We start from the raw sequence: 18789 nt of genomic DNA, 5'->3' as shown, positions 1-18789 counted from the left end.
TCGCGCTGAGAGCGCACAGAACGGTGGCGAGATTGTGTTTTTTCATTAGTCCGGCTCGTGCAAGGGAAACGGGTCGGCGGCTGCGTCGATCCGGTGCAGCCAAGAGGGCGGCTGCACGGCGTGGTAGCGCCTGCCAGGCACAAGGTTGTCCTGACGTAGCGGCAATGGCAGCAGTTATATTTAGAGCGGCTAACAAAACTACTGCGCAGCCGCCAGGCGGGCGCGGCCGGTGCTCGGAATCCTAATGTACCCCTCGTACACTCCGGTTCCTGTGCGCCGTCCACGCCCACCTGACGACCGCTCGCTACGTTTTTTTAGCCACTCTAAGACCAATTTCAAATCAGCTTTACTGGAATTGGTTTATTCGGCAAATCACTTCACGAGAGAAAATGCGCTTTCCATGCGTCTGTCTCTGTCAGCACGCACGATCACGCGCCGGTCGCCTGACTGTCATCGGCGTGCAGCACAAACGCGCGAAAAACGTGAGGTCGATCCGATCACAGCCTGGTGCAAGGCAACGCTCAGGCGCTTTTGTTCGATGCGATCAGACACGACGGCATGACGCGCAAAATCGCAGCCGACCTCAGCGCATGTCGGCGCGATGGCACCGTGACGCGTTGCGAACCTGCAGCGGCCATGCCGGTAATCTACCTGCGCGGCCTTACGTGGCGTTTGCGGCAGGAGCCCTGGCAGTGCACAGGCAGCGCTGCGGCACAGCCGTAGCGCACTGCGGATCAGCCCAGCGGCTCGTCGGACAGATAGGTGTAGCCGGTCAGCCCCGCTTCCAGCGCAGCACTGAGTTCCTGCGCCCGCTCGGGCGACAGGTGCGCGGTAGCAATACGCTCGGCATAGCTGGCACGCAGCGTGTCCAGCTGATAGCCCACGTAGTCCAGCATCACGTCGGTGGTATCGCCGCGGCGTTGCTGTGCGATGCGATAGCCATCGCGATTCACCACGACTTCCACTGCATCGGTATCGCCGAATAGGTTATGGATATCGCCCAGGATTTCCTGGTAGGCGCCCATCAGGAAGAAGCCGATGCGATAGCTCTCACCCGCATTCAAACCATGCAGCGGCAGCGAGCTGTCCAGGCTTTCGTTCTCGACATAGGTCTTGACCATACCGTCGGAATCGCAGGTCATGTCGGCAATGATGCCGCGCCGCTGCGGCGCTTCGTTCAAGCGCTCGATCGGCACGATCGGGAACACCTGATCGATCGCCCACACGTCCGGGATCGACTCAAACACGCTGAAGTTGACGAAGTACTTGTCCACCAGCCGCTCATTGAGCTCATCCAGCACCGGGCGATGGCTCTTCTCGTCGAAGCTCAGGCGTGCGCGCACGCCATGTGCGATGGCGTAGAACAGGTCGTCGATGCGCGCGCGCTGCGGCAGGTCGATCTGGCCCAGCGCATATGCGCTCAGGCCTTCGGCATGGAAATGCTGGGCTTCCTGGAACAGCTCCACCGCCGGGCGCACATCGAGCTCGTCGTGAATCTCGCGCAGGTGGCGGATTGCGGCCGGCTCGTCATCGTGCGCGTCCGGCACGCGGCCTTCCGGCGCCTGTTCCACCTCGGACACGTTGGCGATGAGCACCGCATGGTGCGCCGTCATTGCGCGCCCGCATTCGGTGACGATGCGCGGTGGCGGCAGGCCATGCTCTTCGCAGGCGCTGGCCAACGGCTGTACGATGTTGCTGGCATACGAATGCAGGCCGTAATTGATCGAGCAATAGCTGCGCGAGCGCGTGCCTTCGTAATCGATGCCCAGGCCGCCGCCCACGTCGACATGGCTGATCTTTGCGCCCAGACGCGAGAGCTCCACGAAATAGCGCGTGGCCTCGCGCATGCCGTTGGCGATGTCGCGCACATTGGAAATCTGCGAGCCCATATGGAAATGCAGCAGGTTCAGACTATCGGCGTATTCGGTGTCGCGCAGCGTCTTCCACAGGTCCAGCACTTGGCGCGGCGAGAGACCGAACTTGGCCTTGTCGCCACCGCTGTTCTGCCACTTGCCCGCGCCCAGCGAGGCCAGGCGCATGCGCACGCCCAGGCCGGGCTTGACGTCCAGCGCGCGTGCTTCTTCCAGCACCAGGGTCAGTTCGGAAGGCTTTTCAATGACGATGAAGGTCTGCAGGCCCAGTTTGCGGCCGATCAGCGCCAGGCGGATGTATTCGCGGTCCTTGTAGCCGTTGCACACGATCAGCCCGCCCGGACGCGACAGCGCCAGCACCGCCATCAGCTCCGGCTTGCTGCCTGCTTCCAGGCCGAAGCCCTCACCGTGGTGGCTGGCCAGGATGCCGGCCACGCCACGATGCTGGTTGACCTTGATCGGATACACGGCCGTATAGCCGCCGGCGTAATCCCACTCCGACTGCGCCTGCGCAAACGCTGCCTGCAGCTTGCCCAGGCGCTGGCCCAGGATGTCCGGGAAGCGCACCAGTAGCGGCAGCTTGGCACCGGCTGCGCGCGCGGCATCCACCACCTCGGGCAGCGACACCGCCGGCCCATCGGCGGTCGGCGTGACCACCACATGTCCGGCAGCGTTCACATCGAAATACCCGTCGGCCCAATGCGGGATCGAATAGGTCTTGCGGGCTTGGTCGAGGGACCAATCGCTCATTTCGCTGTCTCGGCTGGAATAAAAAAGGGCGTGAAGTGTAACGCCTGGCATGCACAGGGTCCGTTACAATCCGCGCCGACTTCACGCCCCTCTCCTGAGTTGGAGCGGGGTTGGCGCGGGTCGGCCGCTGCGCAGTTTGGCTGCATGAGGCTGCGACCGACCCTCGCCCGGCGCTTTGCGCCACCTTCTCCCAGTGGGAGAAGGCGCAGCCCACTTCTTTAGGACTTTGCATGAGCACCAACGACAACTGGTACATCGAACATTTCCAGCCGACCGGCTCGGCGATCGGCTTCCGCATCAGCGGCAAGCTGGACGAGGTGCAGTCCCCGTTCCAGAAGATCGAGATCTACCAGACAACCGATTGGGGCAAGCTGATGCTGATCGACGGCGCGGTGATGCTGACCAGCCGCGACAATTTCTTCTACCACGAGATGATCAGCCACCCGGCACTGTTCACCCACCCGGCGCCCAAGCGCGTGGTGATCATCGGCGGCGGCGACTGCGGGACGCTACGCGAGGTGCTCAAGCACCCGGGCGTGGAAAGCGCCACCCAGTGCGATATCGACGAGCAGGTCACCCGCATGTCGGAGAAGTATTTCCCCGAGCTGTGCGATGCCAACCACGACGCGCGCGCCGAACTGCTGTTCGACGACGGCGTGGCCTACATGGCCAATTGTCCGGCCGGCAGCGTGGACATCGTGATTGTCGATTCCACCGACCCGGTCGGCCCGGCCGAAGGCCTGTTCAACAAGACCTTCTACGAGAGCTGCTTCAAGGCGTTGAAGGACGAAGGCATCCTGGTGCAGCAATCCGAATCGCCGCTGGCGCTGCTGGACCTGATCAACGAAATGCGCACCGAAATGGGCAAGGCTGGTTTTCAGTCGTTCAAGACCCTGCCATTCCCGCAGCCGTGCTACCCCACCGGCTGGTGGAGCGTGACCATGGCCAGCAAGCAGGCCAACGCCGATTTCGCATTCCGCCAGGACGCTGCGCAGGCCAAGGGCTTTGACACGCTGTACTACACCGCCCACTTGCACACCGGCGTGCTGGTTGCCCCGCCGTTCGTCGCCAAGGCGCTGGGCGAGTAAGCGCGGTTGGGCAAGCATGGCCGGCAAGTGCAGACGACAGGTGTTGAACCGTGGCGCTTGAATGGACGCGGCCGGTTCCGGCAAACGGCCGCGCCCGCTTGGCGGTGAGGTGCAGCCGTTTTGTCAGTGTTCTGCATGACATGGCCTGCGCGCCGACAGCGCGTAGGCTGATGCTTCAGCGCAATGATTAGGCCTGCCGTGATCTCACGGCGCTGGCCGAGTCTGAGGCCGGTGCACGGCCAGCAGCCTTCTGGAGCGGTGATCTATCGACAGCGCAGCCGTGCGATGGACACTTCAATGCATCGCGCCCGTTGACGCGTCGCTGTTGCGATCGATGGGCCGACTTATCGAAAGCCGGCCAATGCGCGGATGCACTGCGCAACCTATAACCGCGCCAGCACTTCTGTTTTCTTGGCGTCGAATTCGTCCTGCGTGATCAGCCCCGCATCCAGCAATTGCTTGAGCTTGCTCAACACCTGCACCGGATCGTCGGCCGCAGGAACAGCACTGGCTTGCGATGGCACTGCCGCGCCCTGCGCGCCAGGCGCATGCACCACTACGCCGCCGGCGGCCGCACGCAGCTTGTCGATCTCCAGCTGCTGGCGCTTTTCGTAGGCAGATTCTTCCACCTGCTGCGCGTAGGCGTACACGCGCCGCGCCTGTTTCTTGGGCAGGCTGTCGATGGAGGCGTAGGCGCCCTGCGTGGTGCGGCACATGATGGTCGCCCCGAGCATCTGTTCGCTCATGTGCACATCGAGCACCTCGCGCCAGGGGAAGTCGCGGAACGTCATGCCAAGCAGCTTTGGGTAGACCACGATGAAGCGGCGGTTGGTCAGCACCACCGCATCCGGCGACAGGTTCATCACCATTTTCTTCTGCACGGCAATGTACTCGACCTGCTCGTCGCGGGTCAGCAACTCGGTAATCTTGGGCAGGATCTTGCCCACCGCCACCGGGTCCTGTTCGTCTGTCAAAAACTGCGCCAATGCGTCCATCTGCCCTCGCCAACGGTTGAATCAGTGCGATGACCAGGACACTACAGCAAGCCGCCTGGATATCTCGATAACCCTTTGCAGTGCGCCTTCAAACAGGGTTGCTGTCTGCTGCATCGCTCGTGCAGCGGCATGACGCAGAAGGGTGAGCGCTGCAGCCCACCCTTCTTGCTATTGATCCGCATCAAAAGCGGATTTCGGCTCCGAAACTCAGCACTTCCGCACGATCGATCGTGAGGTCTTCGTAGTCGTCGTAATACTCATCAGCATAGAGGTAATTCGTGTAAAGCGCGCTCAAGCTGACGTGCTTGCCGATATCCACACCGAGACCGGCGCCCACGTACGCACCATAGACGCGCTCGTTGTAGTCATCACCTTTTGCCGTACCGCCCCAATAGCCCAGCCGCACAAGCGCAAATACCGGGGCAGCGCCGAAGTTGAAGCGCGCCGTTCCACCGAGGCTGCCGAAATCCACGTTTGGAATGACGACGTAGCCGTCCGCGTCCTTGGAACTATCCACGTTCCCGGTTGCGGCTTCGATGCCGATCAATGTGACCGGACCTGCGCGCTAGCGGTAGCCAACGTTGAAGCCCTGCATATCCTGCTTGCCATTTTCAAACACCTTGGCTTTGCCGCTCTGCACACCAAGGAACAGGCCGCTTTTGAGGCGCTGCTCTTCTTCGCGCGGTGGCGCCGGTGCGTAGGCAGGCGCGACGGGCGTGGACTCTACCGACGGCTGCTCGGTCACCGTCGTGAATCCGCCGGGCGCACCAGGCTGGCCGGAGCCACTTCCACCGACAGCGACCGGCGCTCCACCCATGCCCGCTTGCGCCGGAAGCGCCGGACGCGCCGACTGCGCTGCAGGCGCGGTGGCGCCCTGGGTGCCGATCTGCTGCTTTTGCTGTTGACGGTAGCTGTCCCAGCCACGCGACAACGACTGCGCCGAGGCCTGAGCCGTGACGCCGAATGCCGTGCAAGCCAACAGCAGTGTCGCGGTCCTTTTCATTGCATCCCCAATGAGTCGTACTCCATCGTTTCCGCATCCTTGCGCACGCAGGTGGCCTCTGACGGCGTCTGGAAGTGGCGCAGTTGCGGTCGCATTGGGAGGCGCTTGCGGCATCACCGGATGTCGTGCGACATCGATGCAGGCGCCGCCCGAAGAGCGTGCCAGTGTTGACGCGTGCTGCAGCCCCCTGACCGCAGCCGGCACAGTGTCTGGAGTCTCCGTCGCTGTCAAGAAGCGACGTGACCGCTACCACAGCCGGGAGCCTGGACTGGCAGCGCCTGCCTTGGCGAATTGCCGTACTGGCGAGACTAAGCGATGGGTGGAATTTGCATTGCCTGCATGTACTGGCTGGCACGTGCCAATCCTAGTAAGTACCGCCAAGCGCCTGATTGCAAAAGCTTTTTCACTCCCATTAAATTTCATTTGTTAAAGACGTATAATTTCAACACTCGCAAGTTCTAAAATTACGCGGACCGATCCCTCGCGATCACCCTGAACCTGCGCAACGCGTGACATCTCCGCGCCGCCAAGTTCTGGAGAACTGCCATGCATTACCAGCCGCTGGACGTGTCCAGCCTGCACCTCGTCACTCCCGTTTTGCTCAAGCAAGGCACCCGGCTGCTCGAGCCGGACGTCTACCGCACCCATGTCAACGGGCAACCGGCGGTGGTCAAGGACTACGGCCGCTATCGCCGCACGCTGTTGTCGCCGATCGCCCGGCTCATGGTGCGCCACGAGGCCAGGATGCTGCGGCAGTTGCAGGGCTGGCGGCATGCCCCGGCCCTGCTCGGCACGCTGGGTGGGCTGGCCCTGGGCCTGGAATTCATTCCAGGCGACACGCTCAGCGCGAGCAGCATCGTGGGCCAAGAGGTCTTCCAGCAATTGCAGCAGGCGCTACGCCGGCTGCATGCGTGCGGCACCACCCATAACGATCTGCACGGCACCAATGTGGTGGTCAGTGCCGGCGTGCCGGTGCTGATCGATTTCACCTCGGCGTGGCGATTCCCGCGCTGGCTGCGGCGCGGCACGCTGGCGCGTCAGCTGCAGCGCAGCGACGTGGCCAACTTTCAGAAAATGCGCCAGCGCCTTGCTGGCATCGCACCGACTGCCGACGAATCGGCACGCAGCGCCGAACCGCGCTGGGTACATGCGATTCGCTAGCGGCTGGAAGCGGCTGTATCGGCGTTTGAAAGGCAAGGCATGATCGCGGCGCCGACGAAAAGCCGCTGAGCACACTGTGTTAGGCCCATCAGCTGCGCTGATTTCGTCGTTTTGATCTGTAGCGCGGACGTCCTTCCAGCGCGCCATGCCACGAGCTGCGAAGCAGATGGCAATGGCGCTGCCGTGTTTGCATGCACAGCGACGCGACCAGTTCACCATGCGCGTCGCTGTGTTTCTGCACTAACCCATCACTTTGCTGCTGCCGAATCGGTCACTGCCGCCTCGCGATAGGCGATCAGGCGCGGCGCCTGCGCGATGAAGCGGTCCAGCACGCCGTCGGCAATCTTGACCGGGCCGCCGAAGCGCGTGGCACCGGGAATCGATTGAATCTGGCTCGCGACGGCGGCAATCGCAGCCGCCTCGGCAAACAACGCGGGCGCCTGCGTGTCGCCGCGATTGGCCGCATCCAGCCCGGCTGCGGTCTTCTGCAGCGCGTGACCCCAATCTTCCATTGCCTCCAGCCAGGGGCGCGATTGCTCAGCAAAGCCCTTGTCGGCGACGCCGTCGCGGATGATCTGCGGTGCGGCTGCCAGCTCGTCTGCAGTGCGTGCCAGTTCGGCAATGGCCTTCGTGCGCGTTGCCGCATCGCCAAGCGCGATCGCCTCGCGCACCTGATCGAGCACGGACTTCAACTGTGGCGCCTGTTCCTGCCACGGCTGGCTGCCAAAGGTGGGCGCCAGATGCTGGGTATCGAAGAAGGTGAGCAATGCCGCAGTGACACGCGCATCGCCGCCGGCAAGATCGCGCGCCGCCGCATGCCAGGTGCGTTGCGCGTCGTAGCCTTTGTCGTTCCAGGCGAACGTGGTCACACCCATTACCGCCACGCGGCTGGGCACTTCCTGGTTCATCGGGTTGGAGACGATGCCCGACAACTCGGCCGACAGACCCGCCTCGCGCCGCGCATACGGCGCCATCAGCAGGCGCCCGGCCGAGGTTTCGAAGTCGTTGACCGGGTAGTTGTCCCACAGCAGGGTCTTGCGACCGAACGCCTTGGTGGCCACGCGCGCATCGGGGATGGAGATGGCCGGCGGCACCACATCGGTACCGGTCCACTGCACCACGATCTTCGGGTCCAGATGCTTGCGCAACGCTTCCTTGTAGGGGCTCTCTTTGGCGTCGTAATACTCGGTCGGCACCATGATCAGTTCAGAGGCTGCATCGTGGCGCGCGACCAGATCCGCTTGCACCAAATTGAGCAGATGCGACTGCGCGATACCGGCCGCCTGCGCGCCGGACTCGCCGAAGGTGGTCTTGTCGCGCTCACAGTTCCACTTGGTGTATTCGATATCGTCCAGCGCCACATAGAAACTACGCACACCCAGCGCGCGGAACGCATCGAACTTGCGCAACAAGGCCTTGGCATCGGCCGGATCGGAGAAGCACACGGTGGGGCCAGGCGAAATCGCATAGACGAAATCGACGTGATTGCGCTCGGCGGTGGCGGCCAGTTGGCCCAGCGCTTTCAAGGTCGCGTTCGGGTACGGCTCGCGCCAGCGATCGCGCGCGTAAGGGTCGTCCTTCGGGCTGTAGATGAAGGTGTTGGCCTTGGTGCGGGCGAGGAACTCGATGTGCTTGCTGCGATCGCTCATCGACCAAGGCGCGCCGTAGAAGCCTTCGATGGTGCCGCGGATCGGCATGGCCGGGTAATCCTGGATCGTCAGCGTCGGGATGGCCGGCCGTTCGACCAGCTGCCGCAGCGTCTGCGCCGCATGGAACAAACCATCGTCATCATGGCCGGCCAGCGTGATCAGGCTGCCGCGATCGAGCGCTACGCTGGCCAGCGTGTAGCCTTCCTTGTGGGTGTCCTGCGTCGCCTTGCTACGCCCCAGCGCATCGCGCACCACTGCCGCATCGCCGGTGCCGAGCACGATGTGCGGGCGGTCCAGCGTGGCAGGCAGGCGTGTGGCGGTCGCAATCTTGGTGACGCCGGCGCTGTCGAGAATGCTGCGCACCAGCGCCACCGTGGCCTTGTCCGCGCCAGGGGCCACCACCAGCACCACCGAGCGGCCCAAGGTAACGGTTGCCCCATCCAGCGTGATCGATACCGGCGTCGGATAGATCGCCGGTTCGGTCACGGCCTGTGCCAGCACCGGAGCAGCCTGGCCCAACGCCACCAATACCGAAAGCAGGCGCACGCCCGGCTTGCAGTTGCGTCGCTTCATCTCGAACTCCGGTATTGGAATGGTATTACGCCCTAGATTAGGCAAGTCGGGCGGCGGCGACAAGCGCGGCCGGGATTGCTCTCTGGTCAACGCTGGAACGCCACGCGGTGACTTCAGCCTGTGTCTGCATCGCACTCCAGAAAGGTGCGGCAGCGGTACGTGGCGGTATTGAAATGGTATGAAAAAATGGGCGGTGGCGCCTTCGCGCCTGGCAGCGGCCTGGCCCGCACGCGCCCAGCCGCCCATCCGCTGCGGTGATGCGCACCACCGCCAGTGCACGTAGTGCACGCGCGGCGCGCGCCGCATGGCTTGGGCGGCCCGAGTTTCCTGCGGTCGGTGCAACTGCAATGCGCCCGATCCAGCGAAATCGGTTGGATTGCTGGCTCAGCAATACGGCTCTCCGGTCTCGCCGTTACGCAGGCAGAGGGCATCAAACCCCTCACCGCCCGCCACGCATCTGGCAAGCAGCAAGCGCCGCATTGCGAACCTACAGCGCGTCGCTATCCAGCTCGCCGGTACGGATACGTACCACCGTGCCCAGGTCGTACACGAACACCTTGCCGTCGCCGATCTTGCCGGTACCGGCCGCCGCGACGATCGCCTCGACCACGCGCTCGGCCTGATCGTCGGTCACCGCCACTTCGATCTTCACCTTGGGCAGGAAATCGACCACGTACTCGGCGCCGCGATAGAGCTCGGTGTGGCCTTTCTGCCGGCCGAAGCCTTTGACCTCGGTCACCGTGATGCCCGCCACCCCACAGCCGGCGAGCGCTTCGCGCACATCGTCGAGCTTGAACGGTTTGACGATGGCCATGATCATTTTCATCGGTGCAGGTCCCAGGGCATTACGGCCGCGCAGCATACCGTGGACGGGCGCAACACTCATCCAACCGCGCGCCGCCATCACCGCGGACGACAGCCGAATGAGACTATCCTTACTGCCTGCCGACTGCCTTGCCGATGTCCCGCGTGTGGCGGCCTGCACTAGGCTTCCTACGGACCTGCGGAGAACACCATGATCGATTTCAACCAGCTCGACGACCTCGCCCGCCGCCTCAGCGACCTGGTGCCGCCGGGCCTGCGCCAATCGCGCGAAGAACTGCAGAGCACCTTCAAGGGCGCGTTGCAGGCCGGGCTGGGCAAGCTGGACCTGGTCACCCGCGAAGAGTTCGACGTCCAGCGCGCAGTCTTGCTGCGCACTCGCGAAAAACTCGACGCGCTGGAGCAGACCGTTGCCGCACTGGAAGCGCGCGCGCCCAGCACGCCACCACCTGACGCACCGCCCACCATCCCCTGAGCGAAGGCCACCACCATGAGTCTGGCGCTGGTGCACAGCCGTGCCCGCGTGGGGGTGCATGCGCCTGAGGTTCGGGTGGAAGTGCATCTCTCCGGCGGTCTTCCCTCTACCCAGATCGTGGGCCTGCCCGAAGCGGCAGTGCGCGAGTCGCGCGAGCGCGTGCGTGCCGCCCTGCTGTGCGCACAGTTCGAATTCCCCGCCCGGCGCATCACCATCAACCTGGCACCGGCCGATCTACCGAAAGAAGGCGGCCGGTTCGATCTGCCGATCGCCCTCGGCATCCTGGCTGCCAGCGGGCAGATCGACCGCCAGGCCCTGGCCGATTACGAATTCCTCGGCGAGCTCGCGCTGACCGGCGAGCTGCGCGGCGTCGACGGCGTGCTGCCCGCGGCGCTGGCGGCCGCGCAGGCCGGGCGAGGGTTGATTGTGCCGCTCGCCAACGGTGCCGAAGCCGCCATCGCCGGGCACGTCGAAGCCTTCACCGCGCGCACCCTGCTGGAGGTCTGCGCCACGCTCAACGGCAGCCAGAAAGCGCCCGCCGCCGAGCTGGCGATGCAGGCGCTCGGCGCCCGCGCCCTGCCCGACATGGCCGACGTGCGCGGGCAACCGCACGCACGTCGCGCGCTGGAGATCGCCGCTGCCGGTGGGCACCATCTGTTGCTGGTCGGCAGCCCTGGCTGCGGCAAGACCCTGCTGGCCTCGCGCCTGCCCGGTCTATTGCCCGAGGCCAGCGAAGCAGAAGCACTGGAAACCGCTGCAATCACCTCGATCGGCGGCCGTGGGCTGGATCTGGCCCGCTGGCGGCAACGGCCGTACCGCGCCCCGCACCACACCGCCAGCGCAGTGGCGCTGGTCGGCGGCGGCACGCATCCGCGCCCCGGCGAGATCTCGCTGTCTCACAACGGCGTGCTGTTCCTGGACGAATTGCCCGAGTGGCAACGGCAAACCCTGGAAGTGTTGCGCGAGCCCTTGGAGTCGGGCGTGGTCACTATCGCACGCGCGGCACGCAGTGTGGATTTTCCGGCGCGCTTTCAATTGGTCGCAGCCATGAATCCCTGCCCGTGCGGCTGGGCAGGCGATGGCAGCGGGCGCTGCCGCTGCAGCAGCGATAGCATCCGTCGCTATCGCAGCCGCATCTCCGGCCCATTGCTGGACCGCATCGATCTGCATGTGGAGGTGCCACGCCTTCCTCCGCAGGCGCTGCGCAGCGGCAACCTCGGCGAAGACAGCGCCAGTGTACGTGCACGCGTGGTCGCCGCGCGGCAACGACAGCTTGCACGCGGCGCGCTGCCCAATGCGCAACTGGATCAGCCCGACACCGATCGCCATTGCCGTCTGCAACACGACGATCAGGTGCTGCTAGAACGTGCCATCGAACACCTGCAGCTGTCCGCACGCTCGATGCATCGCATCCTGCGCGTGGCACGCACCATCGCCGATCTCGACGACAGCGCGGACATCGCCGCGCGCCATCTCACCGAAGCGATCGGCTACCGCAAACTGGATCGTGCGCTTGGCGCCGCCAGCGCGGCGTAGCGTGCTCGGCCGGGAAACCGGGGTGCGCGATCCGCAAGCCATACGCGGGCGTGCACCGTGGTACTGCGCAGCGCCCGCATTGTCAGCATGTTGTGTCGGTGTCGGTACGCGGCATCGTTCGCCGCCACGGTGTTCATTGCATGCAGCCAATTGATCGGTCGTGCGGCATCGGGGCACGAGCGGCACCGTGCCAATGCCAATGCGCATCGCGCCGATGCCCTCACGGGCGCCCCCCCCCCCCCTGCTGCACGGCCGCTTGCACCGCATCCCAACATGCATTTCATGGCGCGACACGTACAACAGGCGCCACTCCATTGTGCAGAGGCCCGTATGAGCCACCATCCCGAACTCGCCACGGTCCCTTCGCTGGATCTGAATCGCTACCTGGGCACGTGGTACGAAATCGCCCGCCTGCCGACCCGCTTCGAGGATGCCGACTGCACCGATGTGTCGGCGCACTACACCCTGGAAGACGACGGCAGCGTGCGCGTCCAAAATCGCTGCTTCACCGCCGAAGGCGAGCTGGAAGAAGCCATCGGCCAGGCGCGCGCCATCGACGACACGTACAGCCGACTGGAGGTAACCTTCTTGCCCGAGGGTCTGCGCTGGATCCCTTTTACCAAGGGCGACTACTGGGTGATGCGCATCAATGCCGATTACACCGCCGCACTGGTCGGCAGCCCGGATCGCAAGTACCTATGGCTACTGGCGCGCTTGCCGCAGCTGGACGAAAACATCGCCCTGGCCTATCTGTCGCATGCGCGCGAACAAGGCTTCGACCTGGCGCCACTGATCCACACCCCGCATACCGGGCGGCTGACCGAGCAACCGCTTCCGTAGCGGCACCGGCTCGTTGATGCCTGGTCAGGCCAGCGCCGCCGCGCCTGCAACGTTGGCGGCATCCATGCACTGACCAACGGACGACGGGCACGTCACGCTCTCAACGAGCACCCCGTCGATAGTCGCCTACTGACTTGATCGCCATGCCTACTGGCACGGCGACCCGGCGCCCTGGCCTTGCGCATTCCATCGCGCGGGCCAGCGCTCCAGTCCCCTCAATCATCGAGCGTGCCCAGATCCTTGGCAGCGGCCTGTGCACCTTCCAGGCTGTCGAAGGCCACGCCGGTGTCGCCGACCACGTACTTGGTCAGCTCGCCGTCGCGTGTTGTTTCCTGCATCTTGAAGATCGGCACCGCGTCGGTGCCGCCGACGCGTTCTTTCTGCGTTGTCATGGTTGATTCCTCCAGTGAAAGCGCCTTGCGTGGGACGGTGTCCCGCCGCTCCCGGGCGGGAGCGCAGACCAGGCGACCCTAGCGTGGTACTGCGTGCAGTCGCGTGAATCCGCAGGCGACCCCGACTGCCAGGATGCGGCGCAGGACGATCGGAAAAAAATCACAGCCGCTTCGCTCCGCAAACGCGCGCAAGGCATCCGTGTGTCGTACATTCGCGACGTGCAGCCTCATCAGTCCATGCCGTGTGTCACCAATCGCTACGTGCGACGCGTTCGCGCGCACTCCGGCCGGCGTGCGCCTTCCCTCTGCCCAAGCCTGCGCTGCCGGCATGTTTCCGGGGGCCATGCGTGAACCGACAGCACAGCCGTCGCGGGTGGTGAGGTGAAGCGCCAACGCATCATCAGTGTCACCGTGCTGCTGGTGTTGCTGAGCGCAACGCTGCCGATCGGCCTGTCCTCCTACCTGGCCTGGCGGCTGGCCCTGGCGCGCGAAGAGGGCAAGCTGAGCCAGCTGGCTGCGTTGTCGATCCGGCGCACTGAAACCGCCTTCGACGAGGCGCATGGCGCATTGTTGAGCATGGCCGCCTCGCGGTTGTCGCCGTGCTCGCCTGCGCACCTGGCGCAGATGCGCGCCTTGGTGCTGACCAGCCACTACATCGTCGAGCTGGGACGGTTTCAACAAGGTCGTCTCAGCTGTACGTCATGGGGCCAACTGCGCAACACCATTCCGCGGCGCACGGCCGACTTCGTGGTCAAGCGCGGCATCGCGGTGACCACGCGGCTGCTGCCATTGGCCAATCCGCAGCGTCCGCTGATGGCACTGCAACTGGGCGACTACAACGTCCTGATCAACCCGGACACGCTGGCCGACATCAATATTCCGCCTGGCCTGCAACTGGCGATCGGCACGCCGGACGGGCAGATTCTCAGCAGCACCGGCACGGCCGCCGAACACTTGCTGATCGACCCCACGGCCAAGCGCGAGCCGGGCGACCTCCTGCTGTCGCAGGTGCTGTTGGGGCGCGACCGTCGTGGCGACTGGGCCGCGGTAGTCACCGAGCCGGTGGCCTATCTGCGCGGGCAGCTGGTGGCGGCACGGTTGCAGCTGGTGCCGGTCGGCATCGCAGTGGCGCTGCTGCTGGTCGGTGCGGTGCTGTGGGTCTCGCGGCGGCGCCTGTCGCCACTGGCGCGGCTGGAACTCGCCGTGCAGCGCGGCGAGTTCATCGTGCACTACCAACCGATCATTGCGCTCGACAGCGGTGCCTGCGTCGGCGCCGAAGCGCTGGTGCGCTGGCAGCAGCCCGACGGTGTGCTGGTGCCGCCGGACGCGTTCATCCCGCTGGCCGAACAAAGCGGCCTGATCCTGCCGATCACCGATCTGGTGGTGGCCGAAGTCATCCGCGAACTCGGCCCCACCCTGGCCGCCGATCCAGCGCTGCATGTGGCCATCAATGTCTCCGCCGACGACATCAAGAGCGGCCGCGTGCAAAGCGTGCTGGCGCAGGCGTTGCACGGCACCGGCGTGGACAGCGGCCAGCTGTGGGTGGAGGCGACCGAACGCAGCCTGATGGACATCGATGCGGCTCGCACCACCATCACCCATCTGCGCGGTGCCGGCCATACGGTGTCGATCGACGATTTCGGCACTGGCTATTCGAGCCTGCAGTATCTGCAGGGCTTGCCGCTGGACGCATTGAAGATCGACAAATCGTTCATGGACACCATCGGCACCCACTCGGCCACCAGCGCCGTGACCGCGCACATCATCGAGATGGCCAAGACGCTACGGCTGCGCACCATCGCCGAAGGGGTCGAGCGGCAGGAACAGCTCGATTATCTGCGCGCCCATGGCGTGGATCTGGCGCAGGGCTGGCTGTTCTCGCGCGCGTTGCCGGCCACTGGTTTCATTGCCTATCACGCACAAGCGCGCAACACGACGCAGTGAACCCGGCAACAAGAAAGGCCGCCATTGGCGGCCTTTCGATGTCGATCACGCGCTCTGCAACGCAGCACTGCGCTGCCGCATCGGCTTTGGCCGGCTCGGGAAGGCATGGCGCACGATCCGCCACATCACCTGTCCGAACTGGCGCGGCAGCGAGCCGGTGTTGTAGTGCTGACCGTAGCGCGCGCAGACCTGTTTCACTTCGACGGCGATCTGCGCATAGCGGTTGGCCGGCAGGTCCGGGTAGAAGTGATGCTCGATCTGGTGGCTCAGGTTGCCCGACAGCACGTTCATCAGCTTGCCGCCGGTGAGGTTGGACGAACCACGCAGCTGACGCAGATACCAATGACCACGCGATTCGTTGCGGATGGATTCCTTCGGGAACACTTCCGCATCGGCGGTGAAGTGGCCGCAGAAGATGATCACGAAGGTCCAGATGCTGCGCAGCACGTTGGCCGCCAGATTGCCCAGCAGCACGGTCAGGAAGAACGGGCCGGCGAGTAGCGGAAAGACGATGTAGTCCTTGAGCATCTGGCGGCCCATCTTGCGGCCGACCGGCAGGAACGAGGCACGCAAGTCGGCCGCCTTCATCTTGCCGGCGAACCAACGGCCCAGCCGCAGGTCCTGGATCGCCACGCCCCATTCGAACAGCAGCGCGAACACCACCGCGATGAAGGGCTGCAGCAGGTAGAACGGGCGCCAGCGCTGCTCGGGAAAGATCCGCAGCAGGCCGTAGCCGATGTCATCGTCCATGCCGCGCACATTGGTGTAGGTGTGGTGCTTGAAGTTATGCGTCTTGCGCCAGTTATCACCGGTGGCAACGATGTCCCACTCGTAGGTGTTGCCGTTGAGCTGCGGGTCGCCCATCCAGTCGTACTGACCGTGCATGACGTTGTGGCCCAGCTCCATGTTCTCCAGGATCTTGGACAACGCCAGCAGCAGCACGCCGGCGATCCATGCCGGAATCAGCACGCTGTGCACGAACGCACCCAAAAACAGCAGCGCACGACCGGCCACGCCGGTCCAGCGCACGACGGCCACGATGCGGCGGATGTAACGCGCATCGGCGGCGCCCACCTGGCTCAGCACGCGCGCGCGGATGGCATCGAGTTCGTCGCCGAAAGACTGCAGTTCGGCAGCGGACAGGGCACGGTTATGGACTCGGCTCATGAAGATTCCTTACAGATCCAGGATCAGGTCAGTGCTCGGCGCACTGATGCACAAGCGCACCTGTGCGGTGGGTTCGTTGCTGCGTTCACCGGTCAACAGGTGCCGGGTGGTGCCGGATTGGCGCGGGCAGGCGCAGGTATTGCAGATGCCCATGCGGCAGCCGTGTTTGGGCCGCAGGCCTTGCGCTTCCAGCCCTTCCAGCAGCGACTGGCCGCGCGGCAGGGTCAGGGTACGGCCGCTGCGTGACAGTTGGACCTGCACCTGCCCGGTCTCGGCCTCGTGCAGTGCCGGCACGCTGAAGGCCTCTGCCTGAAATGCAGCCACGCGTCCCTGCAGCCGTTCGCGCGCGGCCTGCACAAAACCGCCAGGCCCGCAGGCCATCACATGGCGCTGGTCCAGCGCGGCAATCTGATCCAACGGATAGGTGTCCACGCGTTCTGCAGGGGTCTCGCCTTCGCGGGTGGTCAGCAGTTGCACATGCAGGCGCGGGTGCGCCGCGGCCAGCGCGGCGAATTCGTCGACAAAGCAGGCTTCGTCGCGCTGGCGCACCCAATACAGCAGGTCCACGTCCACCGGCATGCCGGCTTGCGCGGCGGCCTGCAGCAACGCACGCATCGGCGTGATGCCGGAGCCGGCGGCCAGCAGCAGGAGCGGGGTAGGCGTGGTCGGCAACAGCATGTCGCCGAAGGCCGGGGCCAGCGACACCACCGTGCCCAGGGCCGCATCGTGCGCCAGGAAGCGGCTCACCAGCCCGCCCTCGATTGCCTTGACGGTGATCGCCAGCCGGCGGTCGGCCAGCACCGTAGGGCTGTAGCTACGCAACAGGCGGCGGCCGTCGATCTCCACGCCCAGGCTCACATGCTGGCCGGCCTGCAGGCCGCGCCAATGGCCGTTGGGCTGCAACACCAGGGTCACCGCGTCCCGGCTGGCCGGGGTGCGCTGGACCAGCCGCGCCATCGGCTGTTCCAGCGTCCACAACGGATTGAGCCGGGTCGCCCAGAAATCGAACAGTTGCGGCGACACCAGCCGGCGCGCCAGGCGTGCCGGCAGCGGGGATTTGGACTTGCGAGAAGAAGCCAGGTTCATGGGTCGCACTATACGCATGCATGCACAGTCGTGTATACACTTGTATATCGCCAGAGGGGCTATGATTCAGGCCCACGCCCGGCTGCAGCCTCATGACCTCTATCGCCCTGCCTTCCCACGACGCGCCACCGTCCCGCAAGCCGGCGATTTCACGGGAGGATCTCATTGCTGCAGCGCTGTCCTTGATTGGCCCGCACCGCAGCCTGTCCACGCTGAGCCTGCGCGAAGTGGCACGCGAGGCGGGCATCGCGCCGAACAGCTTCTATCGCCAGTTCCGCGACATGGACGAGCTCGCCGTGGCCTTGATCGACCTGGCCGGGCGTTCGCTGCGCACCATCATCGGCCAGGCGCGCCAGCGCGCGACCTCCACCGACCGCAGCGTCATCCGTGTCTCGGTCGAAGCCTTCATGGAACAGCTACGCGCAGACGACAAGCTGCTGCACGTGCTGCTGCGCGAAGGCGCGGTGGGCTCGGACGCCTTCAAGCAAGCGGTGGAGCGCGAACTCACCTATTTCGAAGACGAGCTGCGCGTGGACTTGATTCGCCTGGCCGCGGCCGACAACGCTAAGCTGCACGCTCCTGCCCTGGTGTCCAAGGCGATCACCCGGCTGGTGTTTGCGATGGGCGCGGTGGCAATGGATTCGCCGCCGGAAAAAGATCCCGAGCTGATCGAGCAGATCTCGCAGATGCTGCGCATGATCCTGACTGGCGCGCGCACCCTGGGTACCCACGCTGGCTGATTGTCTGCGCCGACGTTGGCACGCGCACTGGCGTGCGGGCGAAAGGGACATCGCAGGCGGTCAGCGTCGTGCCAGACGGCGGATCGTCGCAGACGTGCCGGGCACGGCATCGCCCTTGCAAGCGGCTGTGATCCAACACTTCAGGCCATCCTGCGTGACTGGCGACATGCGGGCGCGCACCACGCGCGGTGACGTGTCATCCCTTCTGCCCGCGGCACACCGGCCTCTTTGCGAGGCGAACGTGGCGCGCAGCACCGACGAGCGACGCCTCGTCCAATGCACCGCATGCGGTACCTCAGCGAAGAATCTGACTGGTCCATTCTCTCGAAGCGATGGAAGCATCGCAGGCGAAGGCTTCAGTAGCCTACACAACTCATAAAGGCAGCAGGCAGCGTGAGCGCGGCCGTTGTGTGGCGTGCGCCAAGTCACGGGCTGCACCGGCCAACAGCGCGCTGCTTGAATTGCGTGATGATTGCTCGCCGCCCGCAGGGTCGGCTCGCTTGATCCTGAATTTAGAAATCGGGGCATCGCTTGCGTCGACCATCCCACGCAATGCCTATCGCCTGACACCGCTAAGCGATCTTGATTCTGTTTCCGACGACCGAATCCGATCACCAGAAAGATAATCAAAAAAAATAACCTGATTAGCCCTATCCCTCAGCCATGAAAGTTGCTTGCCATGCGCAAAACGCGCTCT

13 protein-coding genes, 1 other RNA gene and 2 pseudogenes are annotated in these 18789 nt (G+C 64.7%); 8 read left to right on the top strand and 8 right to left on the bottom strand.

Annotation, left to right across the window (positions count from 1 at the left end):
* Positions 1–244 precede the first annotated feature (244 nt).
* Positions 245–320, top strand: a non-coding RNA gene (locus tag XAXN_RS21080) — sX9 sRNA.
* A gap of 414 nt (positions 321–734) precedes the next feature.
* Here XAXN_RS21080 and speA read toward each other — a convergent pair.
* Positions 735–2621, bottom strand: coding sequence for an arginine decarboxylase (gene speA / locus XAXN_RS09175; RefSeq protein ID WP_054319309.1), 1887 nt, complete (start codon positions 2619–2621; stop codon positions 735–737).
* Between the two features lie 230 nt (positions 2622–2851).
* On the opposite strand from speA, the gene speE reads away from it, so the two are divergent.
* Positions 2852–3709: a polyamine aminopropyltransferase gene (gene speE / locus XAXN_RS09170; RefSeq protein ID WP_054319308.1), complete on the top strand. Its 858-nt coding sequence runs from the start codon at positions 2852–2854 to the stop codon at positions 3707–3709.
* A 383-nt stretch (positions 3710–4092) separates the two neighbouring features.
* Here the strand turns inward: speE and XAXN_RS09165 are convergent, their stop codons facing one another.
* Positions 4093–4704: a PH domain-containing protein gene (locus XAXN_RS09165; protein WP_042824070.1), complete on the bottom strand. Its 612-nt coding sequence runs from the start codon at positions 4702–4704 to the stop codon at positions 4093–4095.
* Positions 4705–4885: 181 nt separating this feature from the next.
* Positions 4886–5707: pseudogene (locus tag XAXN_RS09160) on the bottom strand (outer membrane beta-barrel protein).
* Positions 5708–6253: 546 nt separating this feature from the next.
* Here XAXN_RS09160 and XAXN_RS09155 point away from each other — a divergent pair.
* Positions 6254–6911: pseudogene (locus XAXN_RS09155) on the top strand (BUD32 family EKC/KEOPS complex subunit).
* Positions 6912–7116: 205 nt separating this feature from the next.
* On the opposite strand, the gene XAXN_RS09150 reads toward XAXN_RS09155, so the two are convergent.
* Entirely contained in the window at positions 7117–9090 is a 1974-nt protein-coding gene (locus XAXN_RS09150; protein ID WP_054319307.1) for a glycoside hydrolase family 84 protein, read from the bottom strand.
* Positions 9091–9577: 487 nt separating this feature from the next.
* The gene (locus tag XAXN_RS09145; RefSeq protein ID WP_277422458.1) at positions 9578–9952 is read right to left on the bottom strand and encodes a P-II family nitrogen regulator; all 375 of its coding nucleotides are present in this window, start codon (positions 9950–9952) and stop codon (positions 9578–9580) included.
* Positions 9953–10105: 153 nt separating this feature from the next.
* Between XAXN_RS09145 and ubiK the strand changes: the two genes are divergently transcribed.
* From ubiK to XAXN_RS09130, 3 genes are all read left to right on the top strand, one after another.
* Entirely contained in the window at positions 10106–10387 is a 282-nt protein-coding gene (gene ubiK / locus XAXN_RS09140; protein ID WP_054319306.1) for a ubiquinone biosynthesis accessory factor UbiK, read from the top strand.
* Positions 10388–10402: 15 nt separating this feature from the next.
* Entirely contained in the window at positions 10403–11923 is a 1521-nt protein-coding gene (locus XAXN_RS09135; protein WP_054319305.1) for a YifB family Mg chelatase-like AAA ATPase, read from the top strand.
* A 330-nt stretch (positions 11924–12253) separates the two neighbouring features.
* Positions 12254–12763 (top strand): lipocalin family protein, encoded by a 510-nt coding sequence (locus tag XAXN_RS09130; protein WP_054319304.1) that lies wholly within the window; start codon positions 12254–12256, stop codon positions 12761–12763.
* Between the two features lie 215 nt (positions 12764–12978).
* Here the strand turns inward: XAXN_RS09130 and XAXN_RS09125 are convergent, their stop codons facing one another.
* On the bottom strand, positions 12979–13155 hold the full coding sequence (locus tag XAXN_RS09125; RefSeq protein ID WP_017158194.1) for a hypothetical protein: 177 nt from the start codon (positions 13153–13155) through the stop codon (positions 12979–12981).
* A gap of 381 nt (positions 13156–13536) precedes the next feature.
* Here XAXN_RS09125 and XAXN_RS09120 point away from each other — a divergent pair, with 381 nt between their 5' ends.
* Complete coding sequence (locus XAXN_RS09120) at positions 13537–15099, top strand: EAL domain-containing protein (RefSeq protein WP_054319303.1); 1563 nt, start codon at positions 13537–13539, stop codon at positions 15097–15099.
* Between the two features lie 45 nt (positions 15100–15144).
* Here the strand turns inward: XAXN_RS09120 and XAXN_RS09115 are convergent, their stop codons facing one another.
* Positions 15145–16266 (bottom strand): fatty acid desaturase family protein, encoded by a 1122-nt coding sequence (locus XAXN_RS09115; RefSeq protein WP_054319302.1) that lies wholly within the window; start codon positions 16264–16266, stop codon positions 15145–15147.
* 9 nt (positions 16267–16275) lie between these two features.
* Positions 16276–17352: a ferredoxin reductase gene (locus XAXN_RS09110; protein ID WP_054319301.1), complete on the bottom strand. Its 1077-nt coding sequence runs from the start codon at positions 17350–17352 to the stop codon at positions 16276–16278.
* 92 nt (positions 17353–17444) lie between these two features.
* Between XAXN_RS09110 and fabR the strand changes: the two genes are divergently transcribed.
* Positions 17445–18092 (top strand): HTH-type transcriptional repressor FabR, encoded by a 648-nt coding sequence (gene fabR, locus XAXN_RS09105; RefSeq protein ID WP_003486511.1) that lies wholly within the window; start codon positions 17445–17447, stop codon positions 18090–18092.
* The last annotated feature ends 697 nt before the right edge of the window (positions 18093–18789 follow it).

This window comes from Xanthomonas axonopodis (assembly GCF_001304695.1).
GTDB classification, from domain to species: domain Bacteria; phylum Pseudomonadota; class Gammaproteobacteria; order Xanthomonadales; family Xanthomonadaceae; genus Xanthomonas; species Xanthomonas axonopodis.
Note: the sequence above shows the minus strand (reverse complement) of the source record. Positions and strands in the feature narration are given on the sequence as shown.